Origin of the sequence: Niallia sp. Man26 (assembly GCF_022049065.2) — a bacterium.
Lineage (GTDB): Bacteria > Bacillota > Bacilli > Bacillales > Cytobacillaceae > Niallia.
In genome coordinates this window covers 2,278,159-2,294,892 of record NZ_CP095743.1, presented here as the reverse complement: position 1 = coordinate 2,294,892, position 16,734 = coordinate 2,278,159, and the positions used below count along the sequence as shown (strand labels likewise).

The following is a 16,734-nucleotide window of genomic DNA, read 5'->3' as shown; positions in this document are numbered from 1 at the left end:
ACATATAAATATTGAAATCTACTACGCGAATGCCAAAATTGCGAAAGGAAGATGTTTGAACATACATTTTTATACTTCCTCTCATAGAATAAATATGTATTTAATATGAAAGGTTGGAGGGAATAAAGATGGATAATATTATTACAGTCCTGATTCCGTTTTATAACCCCGGGAGATATATACTTGATGCAATCAGCAGCATCTACGCACAGCCTTATTTCTCTTGGAAAATCTTGTTGGTTGATGATGGTTCTACCGATGAAAGTCCAGAGTTAGTAAAACAGTTTCTTGTCGATCCTAGAATTTCATATGTAAGACATCCAGAGAATTTAGGGCAATCGGCTAGCTTGAATACAGGGCTGAGCCATATAGATACACCTTTTTTTGTACAGCTCGATCCTGATGATTGGCTTTATCCGAACACATTGCAAAGCATGGCTAATGAAGCGAAACAGCAGCCGGAAGATGTTGCTGTGATCAGCGGCAATATCAATATTAGCTTTGAAGATGAAAATGGACAGGTTTATATGTCGCGAATCAAACAAGGCAGACATTATACTAATCCATATGATTTTTTACTTGCAAACACGTCTATATGGCCAAGATGCTACAGAACCTCTGCAGTAAGAGAGGTCGGCGGCTGGCCTGTAGATGATCCATATGGCGGAAGGTATGTCGAGGATATTAGAATATTGCTAAAGCTTATTGTCTCACACCGTTTTTATTGGATTGACGAGCTTATGCTTTATCATCGCAGACATAAAACGAATAATACGAACGAGAAAGACGAAACGGCTTCTTCCTTGCGTATGCTCATTGAAGAAACATTAAAAAGCTGGGGAGATGTTTATAGGCCAATTTTTAAATATGAAGAAGGCTATATGATTTTGGATGGGTTAGAACCGACACAAGAAAATGCGGATGATAATGCTTAAAGGAAGAAAAGGGAATATTGCTCTATCTTCCCTTTTCTTATGTATTTAGTCGTTATTTAAGAGCTTCTTTACCAAAGGTTCCCTCGAAAAGAGATTCTTTTAATGGGCGTCTGCCACTTGGTATTTCCCGTTCTTGCAAATTTTCCGGCAAGGCATCTTTTTCGCCTTGAAAGCCGATTGCAATTACTGCATGAAGTGCATACTCCTCTGGCACATTCAAAACTTGACGAGCTTTTTCTTTATCAAAGCCGCCCATAGCATGGGTAACCAAGCCTTTATTGGCAGCTTCTAGCGCAAGATGACTCCATGCAGTACCAGCGTCAAATGCATGCCACGCATTTTCTCCTCTTTCCGTCTTTGTTTCTGAAATAATAACAGCTAAAGCAGAAGCATGCTTGGCCCAAGTAAGATTTCCTGGCACAATAAAGGAATGAAACTTTTCTAAATCTTCCTGTGTACGAGCAATAACAAATCTCCAAGGCTGCATATTTGAAGCTGAAGGAGCCCAACGTGCTGCTTCAAAGACACTGAATAAAACCTCTTCGGAAATGTCCTTCTCTACAAAAGACCTCGGCGACCAGCGATTAATAAATTGGGGAGATATCTCAAAATCAGGCTTGCGAAAATCGTTTACTGTCATTCCTATTCCTCCTAGCTAATTTTAATAGCTAAAATATACCATATAAAAAGTTTAATAAGAAGTAATCTGTTGTAATTATCAGAAATCATTCCGCAAGAACTAGATAATCTAGGAAGAAATTCTTCCATAGCCCCTATTAACAAATTGAAAAACATGGTAAGATTATCTGCGAGGAAATTGTCGGAGGAAAACTATGTCATTTTTAACTGGTGCTTGGCAGCTATTAAACTTACTAGTGCTGCTTGCTTTAGTTTATGGATTATACAAATTTTTAACATATAGATACAAAAAAGCGAAACGTTAATCTCATATGGAACTTAAAAAAGGTTTGGTGCGTATAAGCAGCAAACCTTTCAAATTTATCCTTATTTATCAAATAAAGCTTATTATCGTGTTAAAGGAGAGGGAATACAATGGGCAAAACAGTCTTGCTGGTAGTTGACGTTCAAGAGGCATTGATGGCAGAACATCCATATAATGAGCAAAAATTGGTGGAGAATATAAAGCTGCTGATAAGTGCTGCAAGGGATAATAATCAAGAAGTAATCTATGTGCAGCATGAAGACGATCCAGGCGAGGAACTTGAACGAAACACAGATGGGTGGAGAGTCTTTTCTGCCATTGCTCCCATAAATAATGAGAAGAGATTTGGAAAACGTTATAATAGTGCTTTTCTAAAAACCGGATTGACACAGTATTTACAAGACAATGAAACGAGCACGATTGTTTTAGTTGGCCTGCAAACAGAATATTGTATTGATTCGACCTGCAAAAGCGCTTTCGAGCTAGGATTCGAAGTAATCATACCAGAAGAAACGAACAGTACATATGATAATGAGTTTTTATCAGGGGAAAAAACCTATCAATTTTATAACTACAAAATTTGGAATAAGCGGTTTGCGAAAGTTGTTCCAGTGAAAGAAGCAGTCGAACTATTAGCAAGAAGATGATTGTTAGTTTAATAGTACAGCCTAGTAAAAGCAGCTTTCTCACTCTACACCATGTAACTTAAAGGATAGCTGCTCTTTTTTATTCTTCAAGGATCTGCAAAGGATAATATGTACCGAAGAGATTTGTGTTAGGCTCTTGCCTGTCCCATTCATCCTAAGTAGCAGTCTTTCCTTTACGCTCCAATCAATCTCCTTTTTTAATAATCTCCTCTCAGAAGAACGAAAAGGTAAAAATATTCTGACCTTTCTGTTGAAGAAAGAAATTTCTGCTTATATCCTGTATAATGGAAAACGTAAATAACGACGAAAAATTATTATATTGCTTTAATGAGGGGTTAAATTGAAGAAAAGAAGAAAAGTAAGGAAGCTGCCGATTCTTATTCTGTTAATAATGATTGTGTATATTGGATACTTAGTGACCGCTAAAACCATTAAACATACGGAACAAACTAGATTAGTGAATTATTTGCCTGATATCATCAATGAATTAGAAAGAAATGACCTCGAACCTGATGAGTTTGCACCTGTTTTGCTTGCGATTATGGATCAGGAAAGTCATGGGAAAGGCACTGACCCGATGCAGTCATCAGAATCTGCGGGCCTGAGCCGAAATGAAATCACCGATCCGACTGAAAGTATTAAACAAGGAGTCTTCCATTTTTCTGAAATGTACAAATATGGAGAGGCAAACGGGGTAGACATTGATACGATTATTCAAAGTTATAATATGGGACCAGGCTATATTGATTACGTTGTCAGCAAGGAGACAAATCACAGTGAGGAAATAGCCAAATCCTACTCTGAATACATGGTAGAAAAATCGCCTGAGCTGTATACTTGCAATAACGATAAACTAAACTTCCGGTACCCTTATTGCTACGGTGATTATACATATGCCGGGAAGGTTACGGCAAAGCTTGAAGATATGAATAAGATTGTAGAGCATCACTCTTAAACTATGGAATAAGAAAATACAGACCAGTGGCATAAATTGCACCTGGTCTTTTTAATTTTTTCTATATTCATGACTGTGTTTGTTGAACGGAGTGAAATAAGATACAGAGTAATCCAAATTAATGATTTCACTGTATTCAAACACTTTACCATTTTCTAAAATTCCTCTATTAATAATCCGCATAGCTGCGCTTCCTTTTTTACAGTTAAGCAGTTCTGCATCTTCTTTCGTAATATTGATCGCATGATATGTTGTGATAAAGTGGGATATGTGATAACCGCATTGCTGAACATAATCATGAACAGAGCTTTTTATCTTTTCTTCATTAAGATCTGGAAAATAGGTAAAAGGAAGAACCGACGTTTCAATCTGCATTTTTTGATAGTCGACAATCCTGACTCGTTTATATTCCCATAATCGTGCATGAGGCAATTGGCGCAAATCAAATATCTTTTCTAATTCTTGATTAGGCTTAATTTTTTTGAAATAGATTATTTCAGAAGTGATTTCGTTGAACTTTTTTTCAGTTAATGAATTATAAATCAAGGGGCTTTTATATTTAGTGTCTGAAACAAAGATACCGGAACCTTGAATAATGGATACACACCCAATATTGACAAGTTTTTTTAACGCTTCTCTAATGGTATATCTTGAAACAGCATATATACTAGAAAGCTCCCGTTCTGTAGGGAGCTTTTGTCCAGCCTTGTATTTATTTTGATATATTTTACTAAGAATATCTTCTGCAATGAAATCTCGTTTTTTCATCATTATACCTCTATGATAAGATTAGTTTCCTCATATTCATGCAGGAGGCTAAGCAATAGATGTAGCTGTTACGGTGTGTGAATGCTGCCGTTTGGAATACGTGATTCTGTCCACTCATGCTTACGGTAGATGACAGGATATTTGCGTGCCAAATCCTCATTAAATTCAACGCCAATCCCATTTCTCTCGATAGGATAGATATAGCCATCCACTACTTCAACATTTCCTGGGAACATTTTTTTCGTTTCTTCATCAGGTTCCTGTACTTCCTGGATCGCCGCATTATGTAAATGAATATTTAAGTGTGTATTAACAGCAACACCTATTGGAGTCATATCCGAAGGTCCATGCCAAGCTATTCGCACACCAAAATTTTCGCATAAGGCAGCAAGCTTTAATGCAGGTGTGATGCCACCAATTTGGGAGACATGACAACGGATAAAATCGATGTGTCTGTTGACAATCAGATTGCGCCACTCAAGTGGGTTGTTGAACAATTCTCCTGTGGCAATCGGAGTGCTGCATTGACTTCTCAATCGTGCAAGCCATTCATTTTGATCAGGCGGAAGGATATCCTCCAGGAAGTAAGGTTTATATGCCTCTAAGTCCTTCGCAAGCTGCAGGGCATCATTAGGAAAAAGCCTTTCATGCACATCGTGCAGGAAATGAATGGAGAATCCGTATTTTTCCCGCAAGGCGCTAAACATTGCGACAACATCCCTGCGATAGATGTCCTGATCAAAAAATTCCCCTCCGCTAATTTGCGTAGGCAAATGCATCTTATGGTTCTTCCCGCCATATTTGCCGAGCTGGCAGCGAATATGACGATAGCCTTTTTCAATCAGCTTGTCGACTTCACTGAATAGCGCTTCTATCGTAAGGCCGTCCGCATGTGTGTAGGCAGCAATGGCATCCTTAGACTTACCTCCAAATAACTGATAAAGTGGCATATTAGCAAGCTTTCCTTTAATATCCCATAACGCCATATCAATACCTGCAATCGCATTATTGATGACAGGTCCGTTGCGCCAATACGCATTGACCATCATTACTTGCCAAATGTCTTCAATATGATTGGCATCCCGGCCAAGGAGCAATGGTTTTAAATATTCCTCAATAATTGTTTGAACTGCTAATGGGCGCTGTTGAAAAGTCGCACATCCATATCCATAAATTCCTTTATTTGTTACTACTTTCACCACAATAAGATTATGGCGATGCGGGTTAGTGACAAATGATGCAATGTCAGTAATGATTGTCGGTTCCAACTATTAATCTCCTTCTCTCTTCATTTCATTCGTGTCAAATCAAGTCATTTAGTGATTTCATTTAAGCACAGAGCCAATCTAGAAGTCAATTTGGTCAGGTAAGTAATCAGTATAAGTTCATTTACCATACCAATTTGCGGAGACAGGAAGGTTGAAACCCAAGTGAATAAAGGGATTCTCTCTTTTTTTGGTTATTTTTAAACCGTTTTCATAAATGCTGATGCTGTGCTATTATTTGCTTGTCAAATCAAGGCTCCATTTAGCAAGTTTTACTTTGTTCGTTACCTGAATTATGAAAGGATGCTGAATATGAAGGAAAAAGAAGCTGTTAAAAAAATCATAGCCTATGTTGGCGGAAAAGAAAATATAAAGAAGGCCTGGCATTGTATGACGAGACTTCGCTTTGATTTAATAGACCAGTCTATGATAGATCATGAAAATATGAAAAAGATAGACGGAGTAATCGGAGAGCAATTAAAGAGTGATCAGTATCAAGTCATAATCGGAACAAATGTACAATCCTACTATTCTTCTTTAATGGAGGAACTGGAGATGAATGAGAATGATGAAGGGAGCCAATTGAAGGAAGATAAAACGCAAAAAGGCTTATTCGGGAGACTGCTGGACGTAGTTTCTGGTGTTTTTGGACCTATTGTTCCTGCTATAGCAGGTGCAGGTATGATTAAAGGAATTTTGGCAGGCTTACTGGCACTCAATATATTGCCAAAGGAAAGCGAAACAGTAGTCATTCTCGATTTAATTGCCAGCGGTGTCTTTTATTTTCTGCCGTTCTTTTTAGCAGCATCTGCAGCCAAAATATTTAAAACAAATCAATACTTAGCTATAGCAGTAGCAGGCGGTTTTATGTACCCATCCTTGCTTGATGCAGCAAAGCTTGGCGAGGTAAGTCAATTTCAATTTATAGGCTTGCCTATTCCGGTAATTAATTACTCAGGCACTGTTATTCCTATTATTCTTTCTGTTTGGGCGTTAAGTTATATTTATAGATGGGTAGATAAGTTTATGCCGTCTGTTTTGCGCACAGTTTTTACACCAACACTGACATTATTTTTAACTATTCCATTTACACTTATCGCATCAGGTCCCCTGGGCAGTTATGTAGGAAAAGGGCTGGCTTATATGGTAGAACTGCTGTTTGACATCTCTCCAGTATTAGCAGGGGTTGTAATGGGAGGAGCAAGACCAATTGAAATTGTGTTCGGAGTGCATCATGCCATTACTCCGATTGCCTTGCAGAACTTTGCAGATAAGGGCTATGATATGCTGATGCCAATGATGTTTATGACAAATATGGCCATAGCCGGAGCAACCTTCGCGATGTTTTTTAAAGCGAATAATAAGACAGAAAAGTCTATTATATTATCTGCGACAATCTCTGCCATTTTAGGAATAACAGAGCCGGCCTTGTTCGGAGTGCTGATAAAAAACCGTAAGGCATTTATTGCTTGTACAATTGGAAGTACTGTTGCAGCAACATTTTTTGCAGCAATGGGAGTTAGAATTTATGGATATATTCTCTCAAGCATTGTCAGCCTTGTTGCCTATGTTGGTCCATATTTTCCATACGCGATTATAGGCATTATCCTCGCCATCGGAACTGCATTTACTATTGCGTTTATTACAGTTAAAAAGAATTCATATGGAGTGGTCCAAAGAGATAATGCTGCCATAAAAATAGAAGGATGAAGCGGGATAGGAGGGCCTCCATTATGGACCCTCCTAACAAATGTCATCCTAATGCTTCTAATGGGCATCCTTGCCGTATTAAGTTTTTGACTGTGTTTAAGTAGTTCATGACATTCTCATTTTTAGCACTTTCTTTAGGATATACCGCCCACATTTCGCGATAAATATAATGTGGATTTCTAAAAGGCAACACGATAATTTCGCCATTCAGTGTGTCTGGATGATTCATTAAGGAAAAATCGTCAAGTACACAAATAGCATGACCATCTTTTACAACCTTTCTGATTAGGAAACTGTTATTGGATGTTACAAACACAGAATTGTCTTCTAGTCCTGTCTTTTTCACTAGTTCTCGATGTGTTGCCGTTTCAAATATAGCGATGCTTTCATTTGTTAAATCAGCTGTGGTCAGAAACTTCTTTGATTGTAAGGAGGAGTTTTTGCCAACTGCAACACAGACATAGCTGCTGTAAAGGGGCTCTATATGGAACAAGTCATCATAAGCATACAGATTTCTGTTTTCTACAATAAAGGCAATGTCGAATGCGCCATTATTTTTAATAATTGTTTCCATAATCTCCTCATGCATTCCCTCTTGTATTTCAACCTTCAGCTCTTTATGTTCTGCCTTCAAAGCCATGAAGGCATTGTAGCCTACATTTCCAAAGGTTGGTGTGAAGGCAATTCGCAATGGAACACTTAAGCTTCCTTGGGCAATGCCTTTTACTCCCTCATACAGCTCTTTAAATTTGCACTGGAGCTCAAATGCCTGCTTTAAAACAATACTCCCTTCTGATGTAGGAATGGTTCCTTTATTAGAACGTCGAAAAATAGTCACTCCAAGTGTTGCCTCTATTTGAAGGATGGATTGGCTGATTGCCGAAGGGGTTATATGCAATTTGTCTGCTGCTTTACGGATAGATTTTTCTTTTGCTACTTCTAATAAATAATCAATTTGTTCCAAATTCATCTTGGTCCTCCTGCTTGTAATAGACAATGGATTTAAGGCTTACTACTGAAGTGATGGATATATAACATTTGCACTATCTCAATAGTACTAAAAAAATTTTTTCTCGTTGTCTCAATTTTAGAACGGGAAGTTTCATGTTAGAGATAACTGACAGAAATATAGAAGATGATGGAATATTTGAGAGTAGAACTAGAAACTAATGATTGGCTTTGTTAGAGCATTAAGCCTCTGTTTTCCTTCCTAAACTAGCTTTGAGAGTAAGTTTTTCTTTACACTGTGTTTAGTTTTCTTACATTTACGCTTCGGTTTTTCTATATTAGACTTCAGTTTGCAGGCACTAGTAAAAAGTTGTGCTTGCATTTACCTATTCAAACTTAAAGGAGGACAGGAGACCGGTTGGTGAAAAAGAACTGCTTGGAAGAACAAATCACCATGATTACACATCAATTTCAACCAATTTATTGCTGTCAGTCAGAACTATATGCAGCTATGCAGCCCAAATAAGTCTTGAGTGACTTTTAGAACAAGTTATCTAAAAGCATCCATACACTATTGAAAACGTTATCTATTTATCAGTATATATCCATCTATTTCATTCACGAAGGTGTGGAAACACATGAAGCTTATCTGCTGGCCAAGCAGTTAGGAGCCGACATTTGAAAAGGATATTATTAAGCTTTCATTCATTATTTTAAAAATTATAGGAGGTTACGAATGACTGGTTATTTATTGACTCTTATAGGAGAGGACTTTTTCGCCTTGTCACTGAAAAATATGAAAACATTGTGTTTGACAGATTCCATTCAAGACTCTGAGTTTTTTAATAGAACGATAAAGGATTCTTCCAGGTTTATTGGTTTTACCAAGCTTAAATACACGCCGCTATTAACAATTAATCCTAATCAAGAAGCAGAAGAGCTGTTTACAGGAATCATTGATACAAGTGAACTTTTGTTCCAAAAGAAATCTGATTTATCTTCCTCTTCAAAACTTGTTGTGTATGATGTTGGCGATCAATATCTTTCATTTGTAATCGACGATGCTATTTATATTGAGTATTTAAAGGAAAATGGTATTAAGAAAACGGCTTTCGACATGCCTTATGGAGCGTTCTGCGAAGGAACAATAGAATTCAATCAGAATCTGTTTACGATTATTAATTTGATAGATTACTATCAGACCATTAGTGAAGGAAATATTTTTAATAGTATGAATAATAATGGAAGGTGTGGAAAATGAAAATTTTCAAAAATATAAAAGTTAAAAACAAATTGTTGACACTGTTTGTCACTTTTTTTGTGCCATTAATAGCACTCGGAGTATTCAGTATTGTCACTATAAATAAGATATCAGAAAGTTCTGAGATTATTTTTAAAGAAAACCTTGGGCCGATTAAGTTAATACACGATATGGAAACTAAAAGCTTAATGATTAATATGGAAATTTTTAAGCTGATGCTTGCGAGTGATGATAGCTTGAATGAACAATATATAGATAACTTAAATTTATTGAAAATAGACCAGGAGCAGTTAACAAAACAATTTCCTTCAACCGAATATAATCATACGAAAGAAGTGAATCTTCTATTTGCTGATTATATGAAAGCAAGAGGGGACTTAATTGAAACAAATAACAAGATTATAGAACTGGCAGTTAAAAATAAAAACAAGGAAGCTTATGCTATTTTTTTACAAGAGGCAGAATCAATTAGAAAGAAAGTAAACGGTCTGTTGCACGAAATTACCAGCTTATTAGAAGCAGAGTCAGAACAGGCATATCATGATTCCATAAATATGCAAAAAAAGGTAACCATCCTTCTCATCATCACCATTAGCGTATCAGCAATTACCAGCTTTGTGATTGGTCTGTTCATCGTTAAAGCAATAAATGTGCCGATTAGAGAAATTGTCAAGCTTCTAGGAGAAGTCGAAAAAGGTGATTTCACGGTGAAAGGAACGTATGAGGCAAAGGATGAATTAGGCTTTTTAAGCAAGTCATTTAATAACATGATTCAAAATGTAAATAACATAATGATGAAGGTAAAAGTTACGTCTGAGCAGGTGGCTGCGGCAGCAGAACAATTAAGTGCCAGCGCAGAGGAGAATACGAAGGCGAGTGAGTTCATTACCGCTACAATTGTAGATGTCTCGGAAGCAAGCGGAGTACAAGCGAGCAATATGAATCATGTTTCTGTTATCATCGACGATAATGCAGTCATGTCAAAGCAAGTTCTTGCCAATACAGAGGTTATCACAGAAAACGTCCAAAATGCTGCAGAGGTTTCAGCTGATGGAAGAAAAGTGATTAATAAAGTCAGCGGTCAAATGACACAAATTAATCATACCGTTCATTCTGTGGCTGAATCGTTCAAGGAATTTACAGAAAGATCAAAGGAAATCGGCAATATTAACGATGTGATTACTAGTATTGCTGGCCAAACGAACCTTCTAGCGCTTAATGCTGCGATTGAAGCAGCACGGGCAGGGGAGTCTGGCAAGGGATTTGGTGTAGTCGCCGAGGAAGTAAAAAAGCTGGCAGACGAATCCGCGGCTTCAGCGCAGCAAATCTCCAGGCTTGTCAGCCAAATTCAAAAGGATACAGATTCAACAATGTACATGGTCAATCAGGCTACAAAGGAAGTACAAGAAGGTTTAGTGGTCGTTCAAGAAGTTGGTGTTAATTTTACTAATATTGAAACAATTATTTCTGATGTGACGCCGCAAATAGAGGAAGAAAAGCAGCTAGTCCATAAGTTGCTTGCATCAAACGAACAAGTGCACACATCTGTTGATGAAGTTAAATCACTTGCGGATACAACTGCGACTGGCACGCAAAATGTTACTGCCGCGACAGAAGAACAGCTCGCATCCATGCAGGAAATTGCTTCTTCCTCCACTAGTCTGGCTCAGCTTGCAGAAGAATTAAACAATCTTATTAAGCAATTTAAAATCTAAAACTAAAGTTTGGTGAGAATGTATGAGCAAAAAACCATGGAGAGCGGAAGAAATTAAGCTTCTACAAGCATTAGTTGGACAAAGGTCAGTGACTGCAATTGCAAAAGAGCTCGGGCGGACACCAGGAGCAGTTTCCAACAAACTGAGCCGCCTTGGTCTTGGTGCAACAAGGAAGCAGACAGGCATGTTAACGGCAAGAGAACTCGCAGACAAGCTTGGCGTAACGACGAAAACGGTTGTAAGCTGGGAAGCATATGGACTTAAGACAGTTACGAGGGTAACGAGATATAAAAAGCAATTTATTCTCATTAAAATGAAGAATTTTTGGGAATGGGCCGAACAGAATAAAAGCTTAATTGACTTTACGAAGCTGTCAAAAAAAGATTTTTCAACCCTGCCTGAATGGGTGTCTGGCAACATAAAAGCAGCGAGAACAAGTGTCCGCTACCGTCATTGGACAACAAGCGAGCTAAAAAAGCTGCATGTGCTGATTGAAAAGGGATTAACCTATAAACAGATTAGCAAGCTATTAAACAGATCTGAATCTAGTGTAGAAAAGAGATATTCACGTCTAATTAAGGGCATTAGAAAAAGTGGTTAAAAGGGCTGCCAGCGAGGCAGCCCTTTTTTAGTTTCCTTTATAATATTTAACAAGCTTGATCTCAATGCCGCTTACCCCATCTTTTTCGAGCCGAGGAGCTGTTCCGCCAATATTAGGTGCATCAATTTCTAAAATGACGGTGTCCATATTCGTTTCGCCATCAGGTTCGCCAACTAATACGGACAGCTTAACCTCAAACCAGCCGTTATATTTGCCTTTTTCTATCTGTTTTTGCATCATGGCAACATCTTCAACCTTAACTGGATTAACGATCATGTCTTTGTCGTATTGATTATGTACGATTCTGATTAATTTTGGTTCAATAATAGAAAATAAGATATCCTCCGCTGTAAAATACCCATCTACTTTTTCAGATTTCTCTTCTGTTTTTGCAGACACAAGGTCACCATTATAAAGGAGTATTGTTAAAAGCAGCAACATGAACATTTTTTTCAATATAATCACCTTCCTAAATAAAATTAAGTACTTGATGAATATTCATATTTCGATAGTTGTAATCCGCTGTCTTCCTGCCATTCTGCATAAAGGACCTCTTTATAATCTTTTATTTGCAGCTGAGATAATTGCAGCTTAAGCCAGTTTTCATCAAAGCCCAGCTCCTGTAAATTTTGCTTGTCCACTTTTCCATCAAGTATGAGTGCATAAGAAAGCTGGACTTTTTGTTCATCAATATGTAAATCCTCTTTTGTGGGTGTGGCGTAACGATGCTTAGGTGCCACACTTATATTACCATCCTGCTCTAAGATGACATACTCCGCCTCATATAAAGAAAAATATCCTTGTTTTCTTAACAGATGCTGCAGTTGATTGAGATCGAGATGATTTTTTTTTAACTTTTTATAGTCTATATGACCTTTATTAATCAATATGGACGGCTTGCCTTCAAAAAAGCTGCGTAAAACAAATGATTTCTGTGTTAAAAACTCAACTATGTAAATAAGCAGTCCCCAGAGCAAAATGCTAAAAATAATTTCCAAAACAGTTGTTCTTTCATCGAATATCGAATCACCTACAAAATTTCCTAATACCATTCCTGTAATGAAATCGAAAGGTGTTATTTGGGAAAATTGTATTTTACCGAGTACTTTTAGCATAAGCAGCAGTGTAATGAAGCCGACACTCAATTCGATTGCTATATCCTTAAACATGTTCTCACCTATTATTCAATATGTTCTAATCAAGTCCAGCATACAAGGAATGCTCAAGAAATATGCCTATTTATCCCTACAAATAGATTGCGACCCAATTTTAAAAATATACATAAAATAACTTGAAAAATGATAATACAAATAAATCTATTCTCAATAATGCAACTAATCTGTAAAGTTACAAAAATATTTTTATTGAAAGCGTTGACATGTAATCGTTCTCATGATAAATTTAACCTATCAAATAACAACTTAATAAAAGTTCCTAGATGGAATGTTACCTTAAGTGGGCATAACCTGAACTGACTAGAACACGCTGTTAATAGTGTGATTTAGTGGGCTCAGGTTTTTTATTTGGCAAAATATAAAAATAGATAAAAGAAGGAAGGGTCAAAAATGAAATATGAGCAGCTGGCAAAAGATATTATTGCTAATGTGGGTGGAAAAGAAAACGTTTCCAATGTAGTCCATTGTATTACACGCCTTCGCTTTAAGCTGAAGGATGAAGGCAAGGCAAATACAGAGGTTCTAAAAAATATGGATGATGTTGTCACAGTGATGAAAAGCGGCGGGCAATATCAAGTAGTTATCGGAAACCATGTACCAGATGTATACAAAGCTGTAGTCACAGTAGGTGGATTTCAAGGTCAAGAGCAAGTTGATGAAGAGGAAGGACCAAAAGGTTCCCTATTCAGCCGCTTTATTGATATGATTTCAAGCATCTTTACACCAGTCCTTGGCGTTTTAGCTGCATCAGGGATGATCAAAGGCTTTAATGCACTATTTGTCGCACTTGGTTGGCTGACAAACACATCCGGCACGTATCAAATTTTAAATGCAGCTGGTGATGCTCTGTTTTATTTCTTGCCAATCTTCTTAGGTTATACAGCAATCAAAAAGTTCGGCGGTACACCATTCATCGGTATGGCAATCGGAGCCGCATTAGTGTATCCGACCCTTTCAACTCTAACTACAGGTGACCCGCTTTACACAGTATTTGCAGGAACCATGTTTGAATCACCAATTTATGTAACATTTTTAGGAATTCCAGTGATTTTAATGTCTTATTCATCATCGGTTATACCAATTATTTTGTCTACATTCTTTGCAGCAAAAGTGGAAAAATGGCTTCGTTCCTTTATTCCAGATGTTATTAAAACATTCGTAGTGCCATTATTAACATTATTAATTGTCATTCCAATAACATTTATGGTTATCGGCCCAATTGCAACATGGGCAAGCAGTTTGATCGGTGCAGGTTCATTATTCATTTATAACTTAAGTCCATTAATTGCAGGGATTTTGCTTGGCGGACTATGGCAAGTAATCGTTATTTTCGGTCTTCACTGGGGCTTAGTGCCAATTGCGATCAACAATGTGGCGACAATGGGCTTCGATACAATTCTTGCAACAGTATTTGCAGCATCCTTTGCACAAATAGGTGCAGTTCTTGCCATCTTAATTAAAACGAAAGATAAAAAATTGAAATCATTGAGCATTCCAGCATTTATTTCCGGCGTATTCGGTGTAACAGAGCCTGCTATTTATGGTATTACATTGCCATTGAAAAAACCATTTATCATCAGCTGTATTGGTGCTGCTGCAGGTGGAGCTGTTCTAGGATTTGCTAATGTAAAGGGTTACATTATTGGCGGTCTTGGGATATTCGGAATACCAACTTACATCAGTCCTGATGGGCTTGGTATGGATCTATGGGGTGCATTAATCGCAATTGTTGTGGCATTCGTAGTTGCTTTCATTTTAACATACTTGTTTGGCGGAATCGGTAAAGAACAGAAAAACAGCTCAAATTCAGAAGTGAAAGCAGCTTCTAATGAAGTAGCAGCTGCGGTTGTACAGCATGAAGTAATTACAAGTCCTTTAAACGGAGAAGTGAAATCATTATCTGAAGTAGAAGATGCAGCATTTTCAACTGGTGTATTAGGTCATGGCTTAGCAATTGAACCGACTGAAGGAAAGCTGTATGCACCAGTATCTGGTACAGTTTCAGCTCTTTTCCCGACAAATCATGCAATAGGAATTACAACAGATTCTGGTGCTGACATTTTAATTCATATCGGAATGGATACTGTTCAGTTTGAAGGAAAGCATTTCAGAGCACATACAGTACAAGGGGAATATGTCGAGAAAGGTCAGCTGTTGATTGAGTTTGACATGGAAGAAATCCGTAAAGCTGGCAAGCTGTTAACAACTCCTGTTGTTGTGACGAACTACAAGGATTTCAACATGGAGCTGACGAATAAAAAACAAGTCACTACAGTGGATGAGTTATTGAAACTAGATGTAAAATAAAAGGAAAAGACTGGTTAAGTAAGGAAGGAATCAGCTCCTTACTTAACCAGCGTTAAATATGAAGGAGGAGAAGTATTTTGGCATTTCAAAAAGGATTTTTATGGGGCGGCGCGATCGCTGCAAACCAAGCTGAAGGAGCATATCTTGCTGATGGAAAGGGATTAACAACAGTTGATCTTTTGCCGACGGGTCAAAAAAGATTTGACATTATGATGGGTAATCTGACTTCTTATGAACCAATTGAGGGTGAGTTCTATCCATCACATGAAGCAATTGACTTTTATAACCGTTATAAAGAGGATATTGCCTTATTTGCCGAAATGGGCTTCAAGGCATTGCGTTTATCGATTTCTTGGGCAAGGATTTTCCCAAATGGTGACGATGCCGAACCGAATGAGGCTGGCTTGAAATTTTATGATGATTTGTTTGATGAGTTGAACAAGCATGGCATTGAACCAGTTGTGACAATCGCTCATTTCGATGTACCTGTTAACTTGGTGGAGAATTACGGCAGCTGGAGAAACCGCAAGCTTGTCGGGTTCTTTGAAAAATATGCAACAACTTTGTTCAACCGCTATAAAGATAAAGTAAAGTACTGGATGACCTTTAATGAAATCAACATGCTACTTCACTTGCCGTTTGTTGGAGCTGGCCTTGTGTTTAAAGAGGGTGAGGATAAGTTGCAGGTGAAATACCAGGCAGCACATCATCAGCTTGTGGCAAGTGCACTTGCTGTGAAAGCTTGCCATGACATTATTCCAGATGCAAAAATCGGCTGTATGCTTGCTGCAGGACAGACATATCCTTACAGCTGCAACCCAGACGATGTTCTTGACGCAATGGAGAAAGACCGTGATTCGTTCTTCTTTATTGATATTCAGTCCCGCGGTAAATATCCAGGCTATGCGAAAAAATTCATTAAAGACAATAATATTACGATTGAAATGGAAGCAGAAGATGAAGAGATTCTGCTTAACAATACAGTAGATTATATCGGTTTCAGCTATTATGCGAGCAGAACAACAAGCACAGACCCGGAAATCAATAAGACTACTTCAGGAAATGTGTTCGGTTCCATTGAAAATCCGTTTCTCCAAAAATCAGAATGGGGCTGGACAATTGATCCAAAAGGCTTCCGCATTACAGCTAATCAATTATATGACCGCTACCAAAAACCGTTGTTTGTTGTGGAAAATGGCTTAGGAGCTATTGATGTACCCACAGATAATGGGGAAGTTTCGGATGACCACCGCATCGATTATTTAAGTCAGCATTTAAAAGAGCTGTCTCAAGCAATAGATGAAGGTGTGGAAGTGCTTGGCTATACTAGCTGGGGACCAATCGACCTTGTAAGTGCATCAACAGGAGAAATGAAAAAGCGTTATGGCTATATTTATGTGGACAAGGATAATGACGGAAACGGCACGCTTGCCAGATCACGGAAAAAGAGTTTTGACTGGTATAAAGAGGTTATCGCTGCAAACGGTGAAAATCTATAATCAGC

Annotated in this window: 15 protein-coding genes; 9 read left to right on the top strand and 6 right to left on the bottom strand. The window is 37.8% G+C overall.

The window, feature by feature from the left end:
• The first annotated feature begins 128 nt into the window (after window positions 1-128).
• Complete coding sequence (locus tag L8T27_RS11525) at window positions 129-935, top strand: glycosyltransferase family 2 protein (protein WP_237941597.1); 807 nt, start codon at window positions 129-131, stop codon at window positions 933-935.
• A 52-nt stretch (window positions 936-987) separates the two neighbouring features.
• On the opposite strand, the gene L8T27_RS11520 is transcribed toward L8T27_RS11525, so the two are convergent.
• Window positions 988-1,575 (bottom strand): nitroreductase family protein, encoded by a 588-nt coding sequence (locus L8T27_RS11520; protein WP_237941596.1) that lies wholly within the window; start codon window positions 1,573-1,575, stop codon window positions 988-990.
• Window positions 1,576-1,988: 413 nt separating this feature from the next.
• Between L8T27_RS11520 and L8T27_RS11515 the strand changes: the two genes are divergently transcribed.
• Complete coding sequence (locus L8T27_RS11515; protein WP_233313547.1) at window positions 1,989-2,525, top strand: cysteine hydrolase family protein; 537 nt, start codon at window positions 1,989-1,991, stop codon at window positions 2,523-2,525.
• 340 nt (window positions 2,526-2,865) lie between these two features.
• The gene (locus tag L8T27_RS11510; RefSeq protein WP_282581393.1) at window positions 2,866-3,480 is read left to right on the top strand and encodes a lysozyme family protein; all 615 of its coding nucleotides are present in this window, start codon (window positions 2,866-2,868) and stop codon (window positions 3,478-3,480) included.
• 51 nt (window positions 3,481-3,531) lie between these two features.
• Here the strand turns inward: L8T27_RS11510 and L8T27_RS11505 are convergent, their stop codons facing one another.
• Entirely contained in the window at window positions 3,532-4,251 is a 720-nt protein-coding gene (locus L8T27_RS11505) for a GntR family transcriptional regulator (protein WP_233313548.1), read from the bottom strand.
• Between the two features lie 65 nt (window positions 4,252-4,316).
• Window positions 4,317-5,516 (bottom strand): enolase C-terminal domain-like protein, encoded by a 1,200-nt coding sequence (locus tag L8T27_RS11500; protein WP_233313549.1) that lies wholly within the window; start codon window positions 5,514-5,516, stop codon window positions 4,317-4,319.
• Window positions 5,517-5,825: 309 nt separating this feature from the next.
• On the opposite strand from L8T27_RS11500, the gene L8T27_RS11495 reads away from it, so the two are divergent.
• The gene (locus tag L8T27_RS11495) at window positions 5,826-7,223 is read left to right on the top strand and encodes a PTS transporter subunit EIIC (RefSeq protein ID WP_237941595.1); all 1,398 of its coding nucleotides are present in this window, start codon (window positions 5,826-5,828) and stop codon (window positions 7,221-7,223) included.
• Between the two features lie 43 nt (window positions 7,224-7,266).
• On the opposite strand, the gene L8T27_RS11490 is transcribed toward L8T27_RS11495, so the two are convergent.
• Entirely contained in the window at window positions 7,267-8,193 is a 927-nt protein-coding gene (locus L8T27_RS11490) for a LysR family transcriptional regulator (protein ID WP_237941594.1), read from the bottom strand.
• Between the two features lie 714 nt (window positions 8,194-8,907).
• Here L8T27_RS11490 and L8T27_RS11485 point away from each other — a divergent pair.
• From L8T27_RS11485 to L8T27_RS11475, 3 genes are read left to right on the top strand one after another with little or no spacing between them, the layout of a single operon-like run.
• Window positions 8,908-9,432, top strand: coding sequence for a hypothetical protein (locus L8T27_RS11485; RefSeq protein ID WP_237941593.1), 525 nt, complete (start codon window positions 8,908-8,910; stop codon window positions 9,430-9,432).
• The gene (locus L8T27_RS11480) at window positions 9,429-11,147 is read left to right on the top strand and encodes a methyl-accepting chemotaxis protein (RefSeq protein ID WP_237941592.1); all 1,719 of its coding nucleotides are present in this window, start codon (window positions 9,429-9,431) and stop codon (window positions 11,145-11,147) included. Before L8T27_RS11485 ends, L8T27_RS11480 begins: the two co-directional genes overlap by 4 nt.
• Window positions 11,148-11,169: 22 nt before the next feature.
• Entirely contained in the window at window positions 11,170-11,748 is a 579-nt protein-coding gene (locus tag L8T27_RS11475; protein ID WP_237941591.1) for a helix-turn-helix domain-containing protein, read from the top strand.
• A gap of 27 nt (window positions 11,749-11,775) precedes the next feature.
• Here the strand turns inward: L8T27_RS11475 and L8T27_RS11470 are convergent, their stop codons facing one another.
• A complete protein-coding gene (locus L8T27_RS11470) occupies window positions 11,776-12,204 on the bottom strand; it encodes a hypothetical protein (protein ID WP_233313555.1) in 429 nt (142 codons plus the stop codon).
• Window positions 12,205-12,227: 23 nt separating this feature from the next.
• Entirely contained in the window at window positions 12,228-12,917 is a 690-nt protein-coding gene (locus tag L8T27_RS11465) for a DUF421 domain-containing protein (RefSeq protein WP_233313556.1), read from the bottom strand.
• 396 nt (window positions 12,918-13,313) lie between these two features.
• On the opposite strand from L8T27_RS11465, the gene L8T27_RS11460 reads away from it, so the two are divergent.
• On the top strand, window positions 13,314-15,230 hold the full coding sequence (locus L8T27_RS11460) for a beta-glucoside-specific PTS transporter subunit IIABC (RefSeq protein ID WP_237941590.1): 1,917 nt from the start codon (window positions 13,314-13,316) through the stop codon (window positions 15,228-15,230).
• Window positions 15,231-15,307: 77 nt separating this feature from the next.
• The gene (locus L8T27_RS11455) at window positions 15,308-16,729 is read left to right on the top strand and encodes a 6-phospho-beta-glucosidase (RefSeq protein WP_245399873.1); all 1,422 of its coding nucleotides are present in this window, start codon (window positions 15,308-15,310) and stop codon (window positions 16,727-16,729) included.
• Window positions 16,730-16,734 lie beyond the last annotated feature (5 nt).

Excerpts from the sequence above, each read along its gene's own strand:
- L8T27_RS11525 (WP_237941597.1), top strand. The coding sequence starts at position 129 with ATGGATAATATTATTACAGTCCTGATTCCGTTTTATAACCCCGGGAGA.
- L8T27_RS11520 (WP_237941596.1), bottom strand. The coding sequence starts at position 1,575 with ATGACAGTAAACGATTTTCGCAAGCCTGATTTTGAGATATCTCCCCAA.
- L8T27_RS11515 (WP_233313547.1), top strand. The coding sequence starts at position 1,989 with ATGGGCAAAACAGTCTTGCTGGTAGTTGACGTTCAAGAGGCATTGATG.
- L8T27_RS11505 (WP_233313548.1), bottom strand. The coding sequence starts at position 4,251 with ATGATGAAAAAACGAGATTTCATTGCAGAAGATATTCTTAGTAAAATA.
- L8T27_RS11495 (WP_237941595.1), top strand. The coding sequence starts at position 5,826 with ATGAAGGAAAAAGAAGCTGTTAAAAAAATCATAGCCTATGTTGGCGGA.
- L8T27_RS11490 (WP_237941594.1), bottom strand. The coding sequence starts at position 8,193 with ATGAATTTGGAACAAATTGATTATTTATTAGAAGTAGCAAAAGAAAAA.
- L8T27_RS11485 (WP_237941593.1), top strand. The coding sequence starts at position 8,908 with ATGACTGGTTATTTATTGACTCTTATAGGAGAGGACTTTTTCGCCTTG.
- L8T27_RS11480 (WP_237941592.1), top strand. The coding sequence starts at position 9,429 with ATGAAAATTTTCAAAAATATAAAAGTTAAAAACAAATTGTTGACACTG.
- L8T27_RS11475 (WP_237941591.1), top strand. The coding sequence starts at position 11,170 with ATGAGCAAAAAACCATGGAGAGCGGAAGAAATTAAGCTTCTACAAGCA.
- L8T27_RS11465 (WP_233313556.1), bottom strand. The coding sequence starts at position 12,917 with ATGTTTAAGGATATAGCAATCGAATTGAGTGTCGGCTTCATTACACTG.
- L8T27_RS11460 (WP_237941590.1), top strand. The coding sequence starts at position 13,314 with ATGAAATATGAGCAGCTGGCAAAAGATATTATTGCTAATGTGGGTGGA.